We start from the raw sequence: 16,308 nt of genomic DNA on the forward strand, positions 1-16,308 counted from the left end.
AATTCGGCGCCGGTGCAGTAGCGCTCTTATTTAGTGGAGAACCTAATGTCTTATATTCAGACCTTGTCAGGGAAGCATATCGACTTCCAGAACATTCACCCAGACGATATCGTGATCGAAGATATCGCCACAGCACTATCCAACTGCTGCCGCTTCGCCGGTCATCTGCCGGAGTTCTATTCTGTAGCGCAGCATTCTGTTCTTACCAGCTTACTGGTGGCGCCAGAGTTCGCCCTGGAAGCATTGCTTCATGATGCCCAGGAAGCGTATGTGTGTGACATCCCTTCCCCGCTTAAGCGTCTGCTGCCTGATTACCGTCAGATAGAGAACTACGTCGAATCAGTGATCCGAAGAAAGTTTGGGCTACCAGAAGCGATGAGCCTGCCAGTTAAGTATGCCGACCTGATCATGCTCGAGACAGAGCGCCACGAACTGGATATTCACGATGGAACTACCTGGCCAATCCTCGAAGGCGTCGTGCCTACTTCTGATTTCCAAATCCATCCACTCCGCCCTGGGCAGGCCTATAGCATTTTCATGAAGCGCTTTAACGAACTGACAGTGGAGGCAGCATGCAACGCCTAATTGATATGTCCACCAGCGAGCTTGTCGCCCTGGCTCGCAACTATTCGGCCAGCATCACTGAGGTTGGGATTTACTCTGAGCTCGTGAAAGAAATAACTGAGCGGCTGGCAACAAACACTGCGGCAGTAGTGCAGGCACTGAAAGAGCGTGACGCGCTGTCAGCGGAGAATGCAGGTCTGAATAACTTTATTGCAACTAGTTGTTATGTTTGGGCTGGAGAAGATCCAGCATGGCACCCAGCTATTGACCATTCTCCAGAGACTCCAGCAACCAATCAATTGAGCATAGAAGAATCTCGATTTTTAACTGACGTGATTACCGCCGCCGGACTTTTGTCGTGTGGGAAACAAGACAAAGGATTGGCCAGAAGAATTACTGATTTCTGTGTTGCAAAGATAGGGAGTTCTAATCCAGCCCAGCTGCACAAGGAGGCTGGCAATGTCTAAATCACTAAACGCACGCTGCATTCGTCGCTGGGAAGTTGAATTTAAAGTGCGCTGTGACTCGAAGCATAGCCCGTACTGGCGGAAGCGTCATCTGCATGGGTGTATCCGTGAATGCGCGTTGACCACTGCCGATTGCATGGTCCAGAAAATGGCCGAGAATAACGCAAAATTTGATTATGACGGGCCAACCATAGGCTGGTCGCAAGAATTTGCTGCATGGTACAACGAGCGTCGTCTGCACTACCTGATGGAGGCTCGTGTTTTTCTCGACAGCGACGCAACAAACGACGAGATAGACGAGGAAATCGAAGGTGAGCTGGAGGCATGGAATGACTAACACAGCAGAGGTGCAGATGAAGCCAGTGAGTGAGCGCGAATACTTCGTTATTAGCGTCGCTCATACGCAGCGCAATAATCCGTATATCTTGCTATGGGCTGACAATAACTCAGGATACCGGGGGCGCATTGAGACTGCCGGACGCTACACGGAAACCCTTATTAAATCGAAGCTGGCTTATTACAACTGCGGCTGTGGCAACGTCGCCGTGCCGTGTGACGTGCTTGAGCCTCTTACTCATCCCGTTAAGCCTGGCTTCTTTGACGATGACAACGGACGCTGGCTGAGGAATAACGCTGCAACATGGAAAGTGGTGCTGGCGAATACTGTCGCCCCGCCACAGTACAAACCTGAACCAGAATACCGCGGCGCACCACGCAAAGGAGCAAGTCATGAATAAGGGAACCGAAGAGCTGATTGCCAGCATGAAAGCAGCAGCGGAGAAAGCGACGCCGGGCGAGTGGTATTCAGACCATATCGATACGGATGGCACTTACGGCAATGGGGATGATTGCCGCGAAGGCTGGAAGGCAGCTGGAGTTTACTCTGAGCGCGGGGATTTGCTTCTCGACTCAAGTAATTCTGACGTCGCCATAATTCGCGAAGAGTATGACGAGGATGGCTTTATAGCCTTCGACGAAACCGGGTTTAAAAATGCTGAATTCGTCGTTGCCTGCCGCCCGGAAAACGTCCTGGCACTGATAGCGGCGCTGGAGCAGGCGCAGCAGCAACTAACTGACAGTAATCGCTTCCGTGATGCATGGAAGCGCCTCGCAAAGCAGAACATCAGAGAGCGAGAAAAGGAAATCGATGAACACCTGGCGGCACTTGATCGCATCGCAGGGCTGGAAGCCAGAACGCTAACCGTGAAGCTGCCAAATTTCAATCGGCCGGTGAGATGGGGCGGTGCTGAAATTTCCGTGAACCTTTCACCACTTAAAGCTGAGTGCATTGAATCAATCCGCACTGCCTGCTCAGCAGTGGGCATAGCACTGGATACGGGGGAGTGACAAATGAGCACAGCATACGAAGTGTTCATGAAATCCTTTCGGGATGATCCCGAGGCATTCCGAGCCAAGCAAAAGGAGCTGGACGCATTCGGCTTTTCTCGTGCGGTGATGAGCCTCCAGCGGCTACAGCATCATCTGTCCGGTTACATAATGGTGGATTGGTTTGGGGAGCAGTTGGGTGATCACTTGTGGGAGAAATTCGTTATCCAACACAACCGTAATTTGCTCTCCTGGTTGTCAAAAATTAGCAGCGAATACCGCTATTTTGTTTTGCACAATCTCATGACCGAATCGAGGTTCAAATGACCAATAACAAACTAACAGACGAGCAGGATTTTTGGCTTGCCCCAGAACGTCTAGAAGATATCGAGCAAGGTGAGCCGCTCGTTGATGGTGAAGCCCAGGATTTGGCCCGCAGACTGATGGCGGCATACGCAGAGCTTCAGGAATACCGCAAAGCCAGCAAGGAGCCTGTTTATTGGCAATTTAAATCAGTAAACGGAGACTGGCTTGGTGTTGGGAAAAGTGGTGCAGAGCAAGCCACCAGGGAGGGTTGCGAAGTTCGACCACTCTACGCAGTCCCACCACTACAGGCTGTGACTGTTCCTACGAAAGAGCACGAATTCCGCGAGCTTGTTAACGATTTGCGGGATGTCGCAATAAAATACCGCGATACACAGCAGCTACGTGAGCAAATAGCTAAAGCGTTGCGCGCTGCTTCGCTAAAAGTTGAGCCTGTAAGCAACCCGTACAAGTTGCCCGAAGGCTGGATTAAATGCATTGATCGTAACCCAGAAGAAGGTGGTCGTTACTGGTGCTACGTCGAAGAGATTAACAGCCTCGGGAAAAGCCACTATCAATGGAATTGCTCATGGAATGGTGATGAGTGGTCAGATGCTGCATTAAGTGGCAGGGTTACACACTGGATGCCACTCGCAGCCGCCCCGCAACATGATGAAGTGGCCAGCGCCCCGAAGGTAGTGATGTCAAAAAAGCAGTGAATTGCGAAGTGTGTCGCGAAGGTGCCCGCGGTGGTTGTGGCACCTGCGCTTTCAGAAATTAACCCGGGTGCAGCCGGATGTGGAGGATTTACCGTGAGCGAACTATCACAACGCTTCCTAACTTCAGAGGATCTATACCAATTAACCGGCTATCGCCGCCCTTCCCTCCAGTGCAAAGCATTAAAAGAGTGTGGAGTTTTCTTCATACCGAGGAAAGATGGCAGACCTGGTACAACCTGGGAACACGTTTCCAACCCGGTTGGACTACGAGCAACACCGGTTAACCCTGAAGAGGCAGAACCAAACTTTAAGGATATGTGATGCCTAGAGTTAGAAAAAACCCTGATGATAACTGGATGCCTCCACGTGTTCGAAGAGGACGATCAGCTTACGAGTTTCGCTCTGCGGATGGGAGAACAATAAGATTATGTAATTCAGATCTTTCAAAAGCCCAGGTATGGGCTGAATACGAAAGGTTTATTAACGAGGTTAAAACTGGAAGCAACTTTTCTGCATTGTGTCAGGAGTTCTTTAATTCCGGTGATTTCCACGAACTGGCTACAGAAACGCGTAAGGATTACACCAAATACTTTTCAAAAGTAAATATCGTTTTCGGGAAAATGAAACCTGACAATATTAAGCCTGAGCATATCCGTAAGTATATGGATAAAAGAGGTGTAAAAAGCCGTGTACAGGCGAACAGGGAAAAGGCATTTATGTCGAGGGTGTTCCGATGGGCATATGAGCGAGGAAAGGTAAAATTGAATCCTTGCCAGGGGGTTAAACAATTTAAAGAACAGGCCAGGACGCGTTATATAACCGATCTGGAGTATCGCTCGCTATATGATGTAGCCCCAACAGCGGTGAAGGTGGCGATGGAAATCGCCTACCTCTGTTGTGCCAGGCAAGGGGATATCCTTGATCTAAAAAAACATCAGTTAACCGATCAGGGCATTCTGATCCAGCAAAGCAAGACTTCTGTATCCCAGATCAAAGCCTGGACAGAACGCCTACGTGCTGCAACTGATTTAGCTGGCCAGCTGAACATAAATAAAGGTATGAGCAGCATTTATGTCCTCCACCAGCCATCAGGCTCTCGCTACACACGCGATGCTTTCAATGCTCAATGGATGAAAGCAAAGAAAACTGCAGCAGAGAAATTCCCTGAACTAGATTTTCAGTTCACGTTCCACGATCTGAAGGCAAAAGGGATATCTGATCTCGAAGGCTCACTGAACGAGAAGCAGGAAATATCGGGCCATAAGAATGCCTCTCAGACAGCACGGTATAACAGAAAAATTGCAGTCGTGCCGGTAGTAGGAGGGCAGTAATGCCCTTCTTCATGGCGAAATCGAATGGCGAAACAATGGTGAAAGGGAAATCGCAGGCAATAAAAAACCTCCCGTAGGAGGTTTACACGACACTGCTTATCATTGATTTTATTCTTTTTATTCCCGTGGTGCCCGGGGTGGGACTTGAACCCACAAGGCCATAAGCCGAGGGATTTTAAATCCCTTGTGTATACCGATTTCACCACCCGGGCGCTGGGAAAAGTGGAGGCGCGTTCCGGAGTCGAACCGGACTAGACGGATTTGCAATCCGCTACATAACCGCTTTGCTAACGCGCCTTAATCTTTTACCTTTGCAGGCTGTAACAGCTGAACGCTATTACATAAATCTGGAGCGGGAAACGAGACTCGAACTCGCGACCCCGACCTTGGCAAGGTCGTGCTCTACCAACTGAGCTATTCCCGCAAATTTTGAATCAGTGACTGTGTTGCTAATCACTTGATTTTATTATCTTCCGACAAGCTGTGCCGCCGTTCGATGCGTTGCATTCTACTTAGATGGCGCAGTGAGTCAATGAAATTTTCCGTCCTGGCGTTTCGTTTGCTGAATTTTACGCCGCTTAGATCACGGTTCGAGCAAATCACCGCGCGCGGCGGCTAAATACTGGAACATTGACCAGAAAGTCAGCACTGCGGCGATAAAGAACAAACCGATGCCGAGGTATTCAATCCACACGTTTGGATGCCACAGCATGCCGATCAGCGCAAGCATCTGCGCCATGGTTTTGGTTTTACCAATCCATGAGACGGCCACGCTGCTGCGCTTGCCGATTTCTGCCATCCACTCGCGCAGGGCGGAGATGATGATTTCACGGGCGATCATGGTCGCCGCAGGCAGGGTCACCCACCAGGCATGATAATGCTCCACGACCAGCACCAGCGCGACCACCACCATTACTTTATCCGCGACGGGATCGAGGAAGGCGCCAAAGCGGGTGCTCTGGTTCCAGCGGCGCGCAAGAAAACCATCAAACCAGTCCGTGATGGCTGCCAGCCAGAAGATGAAAGCGCAAAGGAACGGCGCCCAGGTGAACGGCAGATAAAAAGCCAGCACAAAGAATGGGATAAGGATGACACGGAACAGAGTAAGCAACGTTGGGATATTAAATTGCATAGTGCCGGATAACTGTCTGTCGTAAGTGAGAAATTGTCCCTATGTTGCTACAGAGACCTCAATGTTTCAACGAGTAGTAGATCTTTTCTGCCAACGCCTGCGAGATACCGGGCACTTTTGAGATTTCTTCAGCGGTCGCATTCATTAACGGTTGCAATCCGCCCATATATTTCAACAGCATTTGGCGACGTTTTGGCCCAATGCCTTCAATTGTTTCTAGCGTACTGGTATTTTTTACTTTTGCCCGCTTTTTGCGGTGCCCGCTGATGGCGTGGTCGTGGGACTCATCGCGAATATGCTGAATCACGTGCAGCGCCGGCGAATCAGGCGGTAAAGAGAAGCCCTCGCCCTCTGGCTCGAAGAATAGCGTCTCCAGACCCGCTTTACGATCGGTGCCTTTGGCAACGCCCAACAGCAACGGGTGATGCTTATCCCACGCCACGTCCAGCTCTGCGAACACGGTTTTAGCCTGGCCTAACTGCCCTTTCCCGCCGTCGATAAGAATGACGTCCGGGATTTTGCTCTCTTCTATATCTTTGCCGTAGCGACGGCGCAGCACCTGGTTCATCGCCGCATAGTCATCGCCCGGCGTGATACCCGCAATATTATAGCGGCGGTATTCGGCACGCAGCGGACCATTAGCATCAAACACCACGCAGGAAGCAACGGTCTGCTCCCCCATCGTATGGCTGATATCAAAACATTCCATGCGCTTAATGTCCGGAAGCTCAAGAACCTGAGCGAGGGCGTTAAGCCGCTGATGGATGGTGGACTGCTGGGAAAGTTTGGTCACCAGCGCGGTGGCGGCATTGGTGCGGGCCAGTTTCAGATAGCGGGCACGGTCACCGCGTGGTTTGGTTTGAACATGGATGCGACGCCCGGCAACTTCGGAAAGCGAGTCCGCCAGCAGGGTTTTATCCGGCAGCGTAAAGTCGAGCAGGATTTCGCCTGGCAAGGTCCGCATCTGGCTGCCCTGCAAATAGAACTGACCGACAAAGGTTTCCACCACTTCGGCAAGCTCCGTACCGCCCGGCACCTTCGGGAAATAGCTTCGGCTGCCCAGCACTTTGCCCTGGCGGATAAACAGCACGTGAACGCAGGCCATGCCGGAGTCAAAGGCCACGCCGATGACGTCCAGGTCGTCACCGGTGTTAGAGACAAACTGCTTCTCGGTGATGCGCCTTACCGCCTGAATCTGATCGCGTATGCGCGCGGCCGCTTCAAACTCGAGGTTTTTGCTCGCCAGCTCCATTTGCCCGATGAGCTGGGTCAGAACCTGGTCATCTTTCCCCGCGAGGAAAAGACGGATGTACTCAACCTGCTGCGCGTACTCCTCCTCAGAGACCAGCCCCGCTACGCAGGGGCCGAGGCAGCGGCCAATCTGGTACTGCAGGCAGGGCCGCGTACGGTTGCGATAAACGCCGTTTTCACACTGGCGAACCGGGAACACTTTTTGCAGCAGCGCCAGGGTTTCTCTTACCGCATAGCCGTTAGGGAAGGGACCGAAATACTCACCCTTCGCATGTTTGGCGCCACGGTGCATTGCCAGCCGGGGATGGGTGTCCGTGCTGAGAAAGATAAAAGGATAGGATTTGTCATCGCGCAGCAGCACGTTGTAGCGAGGCTGATAGAGCTTGATGTAGTTATGTTCAAGCAGCAGCGCTTCGGTTTCGGTATGGGTAACGGTGACGTCAATATGATGGATGAGCGCCACCAGCGCCTCGGTTTTGCGGCTAGACAGATTGCTTCTGAAGTAGCTCGCCAGGCGCTTTTTAAGATCTTTGGCTTTACCGACGTAGATAACCGTGCTGCTTGCGTCGTACATACGATAGACGCCAGGTTTGCTGGTTACCGTTTTAAGGAAGGCTGCAGGTTCGAAAATCTCACTCACTACTGGTTAACGTCTCCGCGTTGAATAACCCATGGCGAATGGCCAGGTGAGTCAGCTCAACGTCGCCACTGATATTCAGTTTACTAAACATTCGGTAACGGTAGCTGTTCACCGTTTTCGGGCTCAGATTAAGCTGCTCAGAGATCTCATTGACCTTCTGGCCTTTGGTGATCATTAGCATAATCTGTAATTCGCGCTCGGACAAACTGGCAAAGGGGGTTTCGCTTTTTTCCGGCTCAATCTGACTCAGGGCCATCTGCTGGGCGATATCCGAAGCAATATAGCGCTGGCCCGCATTCACCGAGCGAATGGCATTCACCACATCCTGGGGCGCTGCGCCTTTACTTAGATAGCCGGAAGCGCCAGCCTGCATAACTTTGGCCGGCAGTGGGTTTTCCGTGTGGATGGTGAGCATAATGATTTTGATGTCTGAAGAATAACGAGCAATTTTGCGCGTGGCTTCAAGTCCACCGATGCCGGGCATATTCATGTCCATTAAAACGACATCAACCGGATGGGCGCGACACCATTTCACGGCGTCCTCACCGCAATTTGCTTCACCTGATATCTTAATCCCTTTGATATCTTCAAGAATGCGTCGTATCCCTGCGCGCACCAGTTCGTGGTCATCAACAAGAAGAACGTTGATCAAAGGAAACTCTCCAGAAAAGGGATAACGCTGATAAATGCTCAGGCGGGCATATTAACAGGTTTTGAGAGTAACTTTAAAATGTAAAAATAGAGAAAGCAGGATCGCCCGCAGTTTTCGGAACTTTAATTGTACATGCGCCGTACAGCTCACGCCCCGCATGTTAATTCTATGCAAAAACATCTATTTTCAATGAATGTTTAAAAAAGGTGATTAACGAACAGACTCTAAAGCACTTCAATGGATTACATGGCTCGCAATTTAACCTTTACCAAACAAATCTTAAACATTTTCGATTTAATTAACATCTTGTGACCTAATATGTCTGGACACCAGACCCGGTGGCAAAAATTCTAAACATGGCTATAAACTAAACGCGGGCTTTAGCGCTAATAATTGCGTGAATCTCTGTGCTATACTCCGCCGCCTTACGAAAGCCGTTGCGCTGAATGACGGTGTACTAACTGAGACTTGAGGAAAGTAAATGAGCACTCCTGATTTTTCCACCGCTGATAACCATAGCGAACTGGCTATCGAAGTCACCTGCCTGAAAGTGATGTTAACCCAGATGCTCAAAGCATTGGGCCAGGCCGATGCAGGCAAAGTCATTATCAAAATGGAAAAGCAAATCGCTCAGATGGAAGACGCGGCGCACGCTGAAGTATTTGGCAATACTGTTAAGCAAATTAAACAAGCCTATCGCCAGTAAGCGGTAAGTGACGGCGGAGTGAAGCTGGCTTCATCCGCCGTAGTCGTCTGGCACGCAGAACGTAAAGTCCCTCAGATTATCCCCATCGCCGCGGCGTAGCAGGCTATCTGCGTTTTATTCGGCGCGTTAAATTTCTTCTGCATATTTTTCTGATGAAAATTCACGGTATTCTCCGAGATCGATAAAATCATCGCTATCTCCGACGATGTTTTCCCCTCGCCCGTCCACTGCAAAATCTCTCTTTCCCGCCTGCTTAGTTTCAGCGACATCGGCTCAACTGAAGGATCGTCCAGCCTTGCCAGCGTCATTAAACTCAGCTCCGCAAGATACTGCAAACGTGCATTTAGCTGATCGTCTGGCAGCAGTTTTCCCTTTACGGACGCTCGCGATACCGACAGCAGCCCCGCCGCCCTGCTCGGTGACATAACGCACTGGGTCATGCCCAGGCGCAAGCCATGATCCCGCGCAGCGTCCCAGAATTCCGGCGTGCCGCTAAAAAGTTCGTCGTTCCACGGCAGAAAGCCGCGCATGAAATTCACCGGCTGCAGCACCGGGTCGATAGCGAAATAGTTTTCCTTATGATAATGCTCGAGCCAGGCCGCGGGGTAAGTGGAAATAACCGAGGTTTTGGGACGGGTAAAAGGCACCGGATGCCTGACGCAAAAAGCGAAGTAATCAAATTCCAACCGCTGCGTCTGTCGGTGAATCGTGGTGATAATTTCGCGGGCATCAGTTATAGACTGGAAAATACCGAGTATTTCCCGTCGCCAGCTAAAAAAGTCGCAATCACGCATTATATCTGGCGTGTCTCCATCGCTATATATATTCATGTTTTGAATGTCTAACGCTAACACATTTAGTCAATTTATATATGTGATTTATTACCCGACCGACCGGTTCAGGTGAATGCATCTCTGAGCGTCAATATTAATGAAGGGAGAACGCTACTTATTTAGTTTTGTTCCGTGATAATGATCGGTCTTACTTCCGCCCCCTCCATGCGGAGAGGGCAAAGCAAATTACTGGGTCAAAAACTTATCAAGGAACTGCCGGGTGCGGGGCTGCTGCGGACTGGCAAACAGCGCTTTGGCAGGCCCCTGCTCCACGATGCGCCCCTGATCCATAAAGATGGCCCGGTCCGCTACGTCACGGGCAAAGCTCATTTCATGGGTCACGATCACCATCGTGCGCTTTTCCTGCGCCAGCTGACGAATAGTGCTCAGCACCTCGCCCACCAGTTCGGGATCCAGCGCGGAGGTAGGCTCATCGAAAAGAATCACTTCCGGACGCATCGCCAGCGCGCGGGCGATGGCCACGCGCTGCTGCTGACCGCCGGACAGCCGACGCGGATAGCTGGTCTCTTTCCCCGTCAGCCCCACCTTCGCCAGCAGTTCACGCGCGCGAGCCGTGGCCTGTTCTTTCGGCTCGCCTTTTACGATGACCGGTCCTTCAATAATATTTTCCAGCACCGTTCTGTGCGGGAAGAGGTTGAAGCTCTGGAACACGAAGCCAACATGCTGGCGCAGCTCACGCACGAGATTTTTCTGTTTGCTGAGCGACCGCGCGGCGTCAATAGTAATCTCGCCGACCTGGATGGTGCCGGACTCTGGCTGTTCGAGCAGGTTGATGCAGCGCAGCAGCGTGGTTTTACCGGAGCCGCTTGGCCCGATAATCGCCACTACCTCACCCTCTTCCACCGTCAGGTCAATGCCGTGGAGCACCGCCTGACCGTGAAACTTTTTCACCAGCTGTTTAACGTTGATAGCACTCATTTCGGATCCCTGTCCTGGCGGTTAAGCTGATTTTCGAAGTAGTTCTGCAGGGCAGACAAGACGGTCGCCATCACCCAGTAAATCAGCGAGGCGGCCAGGTACATGGTGAAGACCTCCAGCGTGCGCGAGGTGATCAGCTGCGCCTGACGGAACAGTTCCGGCACCTGAATGGTCGCCGCAAGGGAGGTGTCTTTTACCAGGCTGATAAAGCTGTTGCTGAGCGGCGGCAGCGCTACGCGCGCAGACTGCGGCAGAATGGCGCGACGCAGGGTCTGCCAGCGCGTCATGCCGATGCTGGCGGCGGCTTCCCACTGCCCTTTATCGATAGAGGAGATCGCCGCGCGCAGCGTTTCTGAGGCGTAGGCCGCAGTATTGAGCGACAGGCCAATCATCGCCGCCGGAACAGGATCCAGTTCGATACCGAACTGCGGCAGGCCGTAGTAGATCATAAACAGCTGGGCGATAAGCGGCGTGCCGCGGAAAATCGACACGTAAAAGCGCGACAGCAGCGAGAACGGCAAAAATGCCGACAGGCGCATCATCGCCAGTATAAAACCGAGCAGCAGCCCGAAGAACATGCCGCCGATACTCAGCTGTAGCGTGAAAACAGCCCCGCGGAGGAGATAAGGTGCCGAATCGATCACCAGTTGCAGACTTTCTTGCATCGTAAATTACACCCTGTCCTGCTTGTTCTTTTGATAAAAAAGGTGGATGACGCTTTGCTTTTCCACCCTACAAAACCCGTTTAAACGTGCGGATGGTAGGCGAACAGCGCCGGAGCGCCACCGGTATGCACGAAGATAATGGGGCCATTATCCCTAAAGCGTTTTTGCGCCACGCCGTCGATCAGCCCGGCCATCGCCTTACCGGTATAGACCGGGTCAAGCAGAATGCCTTCCAGACGAGCCAGCAGCTTAATGGCTTTCAGCCCCTCTTCGTTCGGCGTTCCGTAGCCCGGGGCAAAATAATCGTCCCACAGCGTGATGGACGCCCGGGCCGTTAAATCGAGGGAATGCGCTACGGCCTGCTGTAGTGCCTCAACTTTCGGCTGCTGCTGGGCAACGGTGCGGGACACCGTCACGCCGATTAACTCAACGTCCGGCATCACCTGCTCCAGCCCAACGGCCAGCCCGGCGTGTGTTCCCGCGCTGCCGGATGCCACCACAACGGACGAGACGCTCACCGCGCTGTCGCACTGCTGGGCAATTTCCAGCGCGCTTTCCACATAGCCCAGCGCACCCAGCGCGTTCGAGCCGCCAACCGGGATGACGTAAGGCCGGAACCCCTGGGCTTCCAGCCGGATAGCAAGTTCCTCAAGCTGGGCGTCCGGCGCGTGCAACGCGTCGCACATCTCGATTTCCGCATCAAAGAGATCGAGCAGCAGCCGGTTGCCGTTAGTGAGATAGTTTTCCGCATGCGTGGCAATGGGGTTTTCGAGCAGCGCCACGCATTTCAGCCCCAGCTTTGCCGCAACCGCCGCCGTCTGGCGCACATGGTTCGACTGAATCGCCCCCGCCGTAACCAGCGTATCGGCACCTTCGCGCAGCGCGTCCGCCGCCAGAAACTCGAGCTTGCGCAGCTTGTTGCCCCCCAGCGCCATTGGCGTAGTGTCATCACGCTTGATGAAGATTTCCCGGCCAAGGTAGTCAGAGAAACGCGGCAGGTACTCAAGCGGCGTAGGCGCGCCGATAAACTCCAGGCGCGGGAAACGGGTCAGATTGTGCAACGACATGAGCTACTCCAGTAAACCGATAGGTAAATCCACATCCCTCATTATGTACCAACACGGGCCGCCGCCCGCAAATACAAATAAAAAAGGCGGATCACGCTTTCACGTATCCGCCCGGGGATCTGCTCAGTGCTTATTTGGTGACGTCAGCACCGAACCATTTTTCAGACAGTTTTTTCATCGTGCCGTCTTTTTGCATATCGGCAATGGCATTGTCGATAGCGGTAACCAGATCTTCGTTGCCCTTACGAACCGCAACGCCCGCTTCCTGACGGGAGAAAGCATCGCCCGCTACGGCCAGCGTGTCCTTGGTTTTCTTCACCAGATCCAACGCCGCCAGGCGGTCAACCAGAATAGCGTCGATACGGCCTACGCGCAGATCCTGATATTTTGTCGGATCGTCATCATAGGTGCGAACGTCTACGCCCTGCACGTTTTCACGCAGCCACTGTTCGTAGTTGGTGCCCAGACCCACGCCAACCTTTTTACCTTTCAGGTCAGCCGCCGTTTTGATGCTGCCCTCATTGCCTTTTTTCACCAGCGCCTGGATACCGGAAACGGTGTACGGCGTGGAGAAGTCATACTTCTTCTTACGTTCGTCAGAAATAGTGACCTGGTTAATCACCACATCGATACGTTTGGAGTCCAGCGACGCCAGCATGCCGTCCCATTTGGTGGGTTTCAGCGCGGCCTTCACGCCTAAATGCTGAGCAAGCTGCTCGGCGAACTCGACCTCAAAACCTGTCAGCTTGCCGTCGTCACCCTGGAAGCTGAACGGAGGATAGGTGCCTTCCAGCCCAACCAGCAGCGTGCCGCGCTCTTTAACTTTGTTGAGTAAATTTTCTGCCGCGAAGGTTTTTACGCTTGCCCCGGCAACCAGCGCCACAGCCAGCACACCCATCAGCGCCTGACGTCCTACCATTGCTATTTTCATTGTTACCCCAGCGATGCATTATTTTGTCGTAGTGTAGCGACTTGCCGTAAGCCGTCAAAACCAGTCCGCTACAACTTATTCCATATTAATATATATCTGAAGTTGCTTTATTTTCCTGCCCGCTAACGGACAGATTTGCGATCTGCATCTGAAACTGCCAGTACTTACGCAGCGCAATGCGGTAGTTGTTGGTGTTGGTAGGCGGCAGCCATGCCTCAAGGGAGTCATCCAGCAGCTGCTGTAAGCTGTCAGGCGCGGGGACGTTCTGTTCAGCAAGATGGTTGCCCAGGCGACGCAGGCGCACAACATATTCGCGGATGGTGCTGTGGCTCATTTCCGTCTGCTCAAACAGATACTGCTTAAAGCCGATGATGTCGAAGTAGTTGCCCTGCTCTTTGCAGTGCAGGTCGCCGCAGAAGCGGCAAAGCGCCATCCACTGCTGCTGTTCGGTGAACCAGGCGGCTTCGTCAATGGGCGTGTCAAGCTGCGCGATGGTCGCTTTATTGACGATCTCTCCGCCGCGCGTCAGCGTAATACGGTCAAGGAGCTTGCCGCAGTGCGCGCAGTGGGTCTGCGTGTGCTTAAAGTCTTTGAGGTAGCGGCTTAAGGGCCGTCTTTTCGATTGCTGCACCGTCATGTTAATGTCCAGGTGGTCTGCCAGTCGTGCGGCACTCCCTACAACTTACCCAGCTTGATGCGTAAGCGTTTGATCGCCTGGCTGTGCAGTTGGCTGACCCGCGACTCCCCCACTTCCAGAACGGCGCCAATCTCTTTGAGGTTGAGCTCTTCCTGATAGTAAAGGGTCAGCACCAGCTGTTCGCGTTCCGGCAGCGCTTCAATCGCTTCCATCACCCGTCCGCGCAAATTGCTTTCCAGCAGATGCTGCAAAGGATTTGCCTGTTGGTGCTCTTCGGTAACCAGCTCGATACTGTCGCCGTGCTCTTCCCGCCACTCGTCATAAGAGAAGAGCTGGCTGTTATTGGTGTCGAGCAACATCTGACGGTACTCTTCGAGCGGGATATCCAGACGCGCCGCCACTTCCGTTTCCGTCGCGTTGCGCCCCAGCTCCTGCTCCAGTTGACCAATCGCCTGTGCCACGCCGCGGGCGTTACGCCTGACGCTGCGCGGCACCCAGTCGCGGCTGCGCAGTTCATCAAGCATTGCCCCACGGATGCGCTGCACCGCGTAGGTGGTAAATGCCGTTCCTTGCAGGGCATCATAGCGATCGACTGCGTTTAACAACCCGATGCCGCCCGCCTGTAGCAGATCGTCAAGTTCAACACTCGCCGGCAGACGAACCTGCAGGCGCAATGCTTCGTGACGCACCAGCGGAACATAACGCTGCCACAGCGAGTGTTTATCCATCACACCTTCAGCGGTATACAGTGAATTCACGATAAACAGCCCTGCGTTAGTTGAGTTATCGGCATGATTATCCGTTTCTGGAGGGGTTTTAATCGTCAGAATAGTGGGCGAAAGGAGGGGTTATTTGCGGGTATGGGAGCGGAAAAAACAAAAAACCCTGCCGGAGCAGGGTTTTACAGGTTTAAGGCGATTAGCCCTGCAGCAGTGACAGAACCTGCTGTGGTACCTGGTTAGCTTTAGCCAGCACGGAGTTACCGGCCTGCTGGATGATCTGCGCTTTAGACATGTTGGACACTTCGGTCGCATAGTCGGCGTCCTGAATACGGGACTGCGCTTCAGACAGGTTGGTGGTGGTGTTGTTCAGGTTGGTTACCGCGGAACCCAGGCGGTTCTGGATTGCACCCAGGGAAGAGCGGAATTTATCTACGGAAGCGATAGCATCGTCCAGTTTAGCCAGCGGATCTGTAGTAGCACCGGATGTCAGGCTGGAAAGACTTAGGCTTGAAGTATCCAGTGTAAATGCTGCTTCTGTTGGATCGGTCAGGCTTGCAGACTCAGGATCAATTGCCACATAAAAGTCTTGCTGTGCGTCCTTAGCGATATCAAAACCGTTGGCTTTCAGGTTATTGCTTTCTGCATCAGTAGTAGCTTTAACAGTTACTTTCGCAAAAAGGTTGCCGTTATCATCTGCGTAAACATCGTCTGCGAAGGTTGCACCACCAGCAGCAAGACCAAGACGAGTGGACAGAGTATTAGCACCACCTTTTTCAGCAACTGTCGCATCAGCGACTTGCGTTGTTGCACCGTAGTATTTTGTAAAGTCAGTAACAGCTGTAGCTGAGGAAGTTTTACCGAACGCACCAGCTTCGCTAACTGGACCTGTTACATTAAAAGTATTCAGGCCCAGAGTAGTAGAGTCGATTTTCTTAAGGTCGATATCGATAGTTTCGCCATCGTTAGCACCAACCTGGATAGACATTTTGCCGTCTTTAGCCAGCACGTTCACGCCGTTGAACTGGGTCTGGCCGGATACGCGGTCAATTTCAGACAGGCGAGATTTGATTTCATCCTGGATTGAAGACAGGTCGGAAGCTGAGTTAGTACCGGTAGATGCCTGAACGGTCAGCTCACGTACACGCTGTAAGTTGTTGTTGATTTCGGACAGCGCGCCCTCAGTAGTCTGTGCAACAGAGATACCGTCGTTGGCATTACGGGCAGCCTGAGTCAGGCCCTTGATGTTAGAAGTGAAACGGTTAGCAATCGCCTGGCCCGCAGCGTCATCTTTCGCGCTGTTGATACGTAAGCCAGAAGACAGACGCTCAATAGAAGTCGACAGAGCGGACTGGTTCTTGTTGATGTTGTTCTGAGTAATCAGCGAGAGGCTGTTGGTATTGATGACTTGTGCCATGATTTGTTT

At 52.5% G+C, this 16,308-nt stretch carries 22 protein-coding genes and 3 tRNA genes; 11 read left to right on the forward strand and 14 right to left on the reverse strand.

Annotation, left to right across the window (positions count from 1 at the left end; translation table 11 throughout):
• The first annotated feature begins 45 nt into the window (after window positions 1-45).
• From ACA108_13790 to ACA108_13830, 9 genes are all read left to right on the forward strand, one after another.
• Window positions 46-585, forward strand: coding sequence for an HD family hydrolase (locus ACA108_13790; GenBank protein ID XEX94459.1), 540 nt, complete (start codon window positions 46-48; stop codon window positions 583-585).
• The gene (locus tag ACA108_13795; protein ID XEX94460.1) at window positions 573-1,031 is read left to right on the forward strand and encodes a hypothetical protein; all 459 of its coding nucleotides are present in this window, start codon (window positions 573-575) and stop codon (window positions 1,029-1,031) included. Before ACA108_13790 ends, ACA108_13795 begins: the two co-directional genes overlap by 13 nt.
• Entirely contained in the window at window positions 1,024-1,368 is a 345-nt protein-coding gene (locus ACA108_13800; protein XEX94461.1) for a hypothetical protein, read from the forward strand. The genes ACA108_13795 and ACA108_13800 overlap by 8 nt, the downstream gene beginning before the upstream one ends.
• On the forward strand, window positions 1,361-1,768 hold the full coding sequence (locus ACA108_13805) for a hypothetical protein (GenBank protein ID XEX94462.1): 408 nt from the start codon (window positions 1,361-1,363) through the stop codon (window positions 1,766-1,768). The genes ACA108_13800 and ACA108_13805 overlap by 8 nt, the downstream gene beginning before the upstream one ends.
• Window positions 1,761-2,378 (forward strand): ead/Ea22-like family protein, encoded by a 618-nt coding sequence (locus ACA108_13810; GenBank protein ID XEX94463.1) that lies wholly within the window; start codon window positions 1,761-1,763, stop codon window positions 2,376-2,378. Before ACA108_13805 ends, ACA108_13810 begins: the two co-directional genes overlap by 8 nt.
• 3 nt (window positions 2,379-2,381) lie before the next feature.
• Window positions 2,382-2,684: a hypothetical protein gene (locus ACA108_13815; GenBank protein ID XEX94464.1), complete on the forward strand. Its 303-nt coding sequence runs from the start codon at window positions 2,382-2,384 to the stop codon at window positions 2,682-2,684.
• Window positions 2,681-3,379: a DUF551 domain-containing protein gene (locus ACA108_13820; GenBank protein ID XEX94465.1), complete on the forward strand. Its 699-nt coding sequence runs from the start codon at window positions 2,681-2,683 to the stop codon at window positions 3,377-3,379. The genes ACA108_13815 and ACA108_13820 overlap by 4 nt, the downstream gene beginning before the upstream one ends.
• 93 nt (window positions 3,380-3,472) lie before the next feature.
• A complete protein-coding gene (locus ACA108_13825; GenBank protein XEX94466.1) occupies window positions 3,473-3,700 on the forward strand; it encodes a DUF4224 domain-containing protein in 228 nt (75 codons plus the stop codon).
• Window positions 3,700-4,710 carry a tyrosine-type recombinase/integrase gene (locus ACA108_13830; protein ID XEX94467.1) on the forward strand — a complete coding sequence of 337 codons (1,011 nt, stop codon included), beginning with the start codon at window positions 3,700-3,702 and terminating at the stop codon, window positions 4,708-4,710. The genes ACA108_13825 and ACA108_13830 overlap by 1 nt, the downstream gene beginning before the upstream one ends.
• 126 nt (window positions 4,711-4,836) lie before the next feature.
• Here the strand turns inward: ACA108_13830 and ACA108_13835 are convergent.
• From ACA108_13835 to uvrY, 6 genes are all read right to left on the reverse strand, one after another.
• A tRNA-Leu gene (locus ACA108_13835) sits at window positions 4,837-4,922 on the reverse strand.
• Between the two features lie 11 nt (window positions 4,923-4,933).
• Window positions 4,934-5,007, reverse strand: a tRNA-Cys gene (locus ACA108_13840).
• A gap of 51 nt (window positions 5,008-5,058) precedes the next feature.
• Window positions 5,059-5,134: transfer RNA gene (locus tag ACA108_13845), tRNA-Gly, on the reverse strand.
• Window positions 5,135-5,293: 159 nt separating this feature from the next.
• Window positions 5,294-5,842: a CDP-diacylglycerol--glycerol-3-phosphate 3-phosphatidyltransferase gene (gene pgsA / locus ACA108_13850; protein XEX94468.1), complete on the reverse strand. Its 549-nt coding sequence runs from the start codon at window positions 5,840-5,842 to the stop codon at window positions 5,294-5,296.
• Between the two features lie 58 nt (window positions 5,843-5,900).
• On the reverse strand, window positions 5,901-7,733 hold the full coding sequence (uvrC, locus tag ACA108_13855) for an excinuclease ABC subunit UvrC (protein ID XEX94469.1): 1,833 nt from the start codon (window positions 7,731-7,733) through the stop codon (window positions 5,901-5,903).
• Window positions 7,726-8,385 carry a UvrY/SirA/GacA family response regulator transcription factor gene (gene uvrY / locus ACA108_13860; GenBank protein ID XEX94470.1) on the reverse strand — a complete coding sequence of 220 codons (660 nt, stop codon included), beginning with the start codon at window positions 8,383-8,385 and terminating at the stop codon, window positions 7,726-7,728. The genes uvrC and uvrY overlap by 8 nt, the downstream gene beginning before the upstream one ends.
• A gap of 481 nt (window positions 8,386-8,866) precedes the next feature.
• Between uvrY and ACA108_13865 the strand changes: the two genes are divergently transcribed.
• Complete coding sequence (locus tag ACA108_13865; protein ID XEX94471.1) at window positions 8,867-9,091, forward strand: DUF2594 family protein; 225 nt, start codon at window positions 8,867-8,869, stop codon at window positions 9,089-9,091.
• A 71-nt stretch (window positions 9,092-9,162) separates the two neighbouring features.
• On the opposite strand, the gene sdiA is transcribed toward ACA108_13865, so the two are convergent.
• Window positions 9,163-9,828: a transcriptional regulator SdiA gene (sdiA, locus tag ACA108_13870; protein XEX98115.1), complete on the reverse strand. Its 666-nt coding sequence runs from the start codon at window positions 9,826-9,828 to the stop codon at window positions 9,163-9,165.
• Here sdiA and ACA108_13875 point away from each other — a divergent pair.
• Window positions 9,742-9,936 (forward strand): hypothetical protein, encoded by a 195-nt coding sequence (locus tag ACA108_13875; GenBank protein ID XEX98193.1) that lies wholly within the window; start codon window positions 9,742-9,744, stop codon window positions 9,934-9,936. The two genes, sdiA and ACA108_13875, sit on opposite strands and share 87 nt — an antisense overlap.
• A gap of 174 nt (window positions 9,937-10,110) precedes the next feature.
• Here ACA108_13875 and tcyN read toward each other — a convergent pair whose 3' ends face one another.
• The 7 genes from tcyN to ACA108_13910 all read right to left on the reverse strand — a co-directional run bounded on the left by tcyN (window position 10,111) and on the right by ACA108_13910 (window position 16,299).
• Window positions 10,111-10,863 carry an L-cystine ABC transporter ATP-binding protein TcyN gene (gene tcyN, locus ACA108_13880; protein XEX94472.1) on the reverse strand — a complete coding sequence of 251 codons (753 nt, stop codon included), beginning with the start codon at window positions 10,861-10,863 and terminating at the stop codon, window positions 10,111-10,113.
• Window positions 10,860-11,528: a cystine ABC transporter permease gene (gene tcyL, locus ACA108_13885; protein XEX94473.1), complete on the reverse strand. Its 669-nt coding sequence runs from the start codon at window positions 11,526-11,528 to the stop codon at window positions 10,860-10,862. Before tcyL ends, tcyN begins: the two co-directional genes overlap by 4 nt.
• 80 nt (window positions 11,529-11,608) lie before the next feature.
• Entirely contained in the window at window positions 11,609-12,595 is a 987-nt protein-coding gene (gene dcyD, locus ACA108_13890; protein ID XEX94474.1) for a D-cysteine desulfhydrase, read from the reverse strand.
• Window positions 12,596-12,725: 130 nt separating this feature from the next.
• The gene (tcyJ, locus tag ACA108_13895; GenBank protein XEX94475.1) at window positions 12,726-13,526 is read right to left on the reverse strand and encodes a cystine ABC transporter substrate-binding protein; all 801 of its coding nucleotides are present in this window, start codon (window positions 13,524-13,526) and stop codon (window positions 12,726-12,728) included.
• A gap of 85 nt (window positions 13,527-13,611) precedes the next feature.
• Window positions 13,612-14,163 carry a flagella biosynthesis regulatory protein FliZ gene (fliZ, locus tag ACA108_13900; protein ID XEX94476.1) on the reverse strand — a complete coding sequence of 184 codons (552 nt, stop codon included), beginning with the start codon at window positions 14,161-14,163 and terminating at the stop codon, window positions 13,612-13,614.
• Between the two features lie 38 nt (window positions 14,164-14,201).
• Window positions 14,202-14,921: an RNA polymerase sigma factor FliA gene (locus tag ACA108_13905; GenBank protein XEX94477.1), complete on the reverse strand. Its 720-nt coding sequence runs from the start codon at window positions 14,919-14,921 to the stop codon at window positions 14,202-14,204.
• 160 nt (window positions 14,922-15,081) lie between these two features.
• The gene (locus tag ACA108_13910; GenBank protein XEX94478.1) at window positions 15,082-16,299 is read right to left on the reverse strand and encodes a FliC/FljB family flagellin; all 1,218 of its coding nucleotides are present in this window, start codon (window positions 16,297-16,299) and stop codon (window positions 15,082-15,084) included.
• Between the last annotated feature and the right edge of the window lie 9 nt (window positions 16,300-16,308).

The organism is Dryocola sp. LX212, from assembly GCA_041504365.1.
Taxonomy (GTDB): domain Bacteria; phylum Pseudomonadota; class Gammaproteobacteria; order Enterobacterales; family Enterobacteriaceae; genus Dryocola.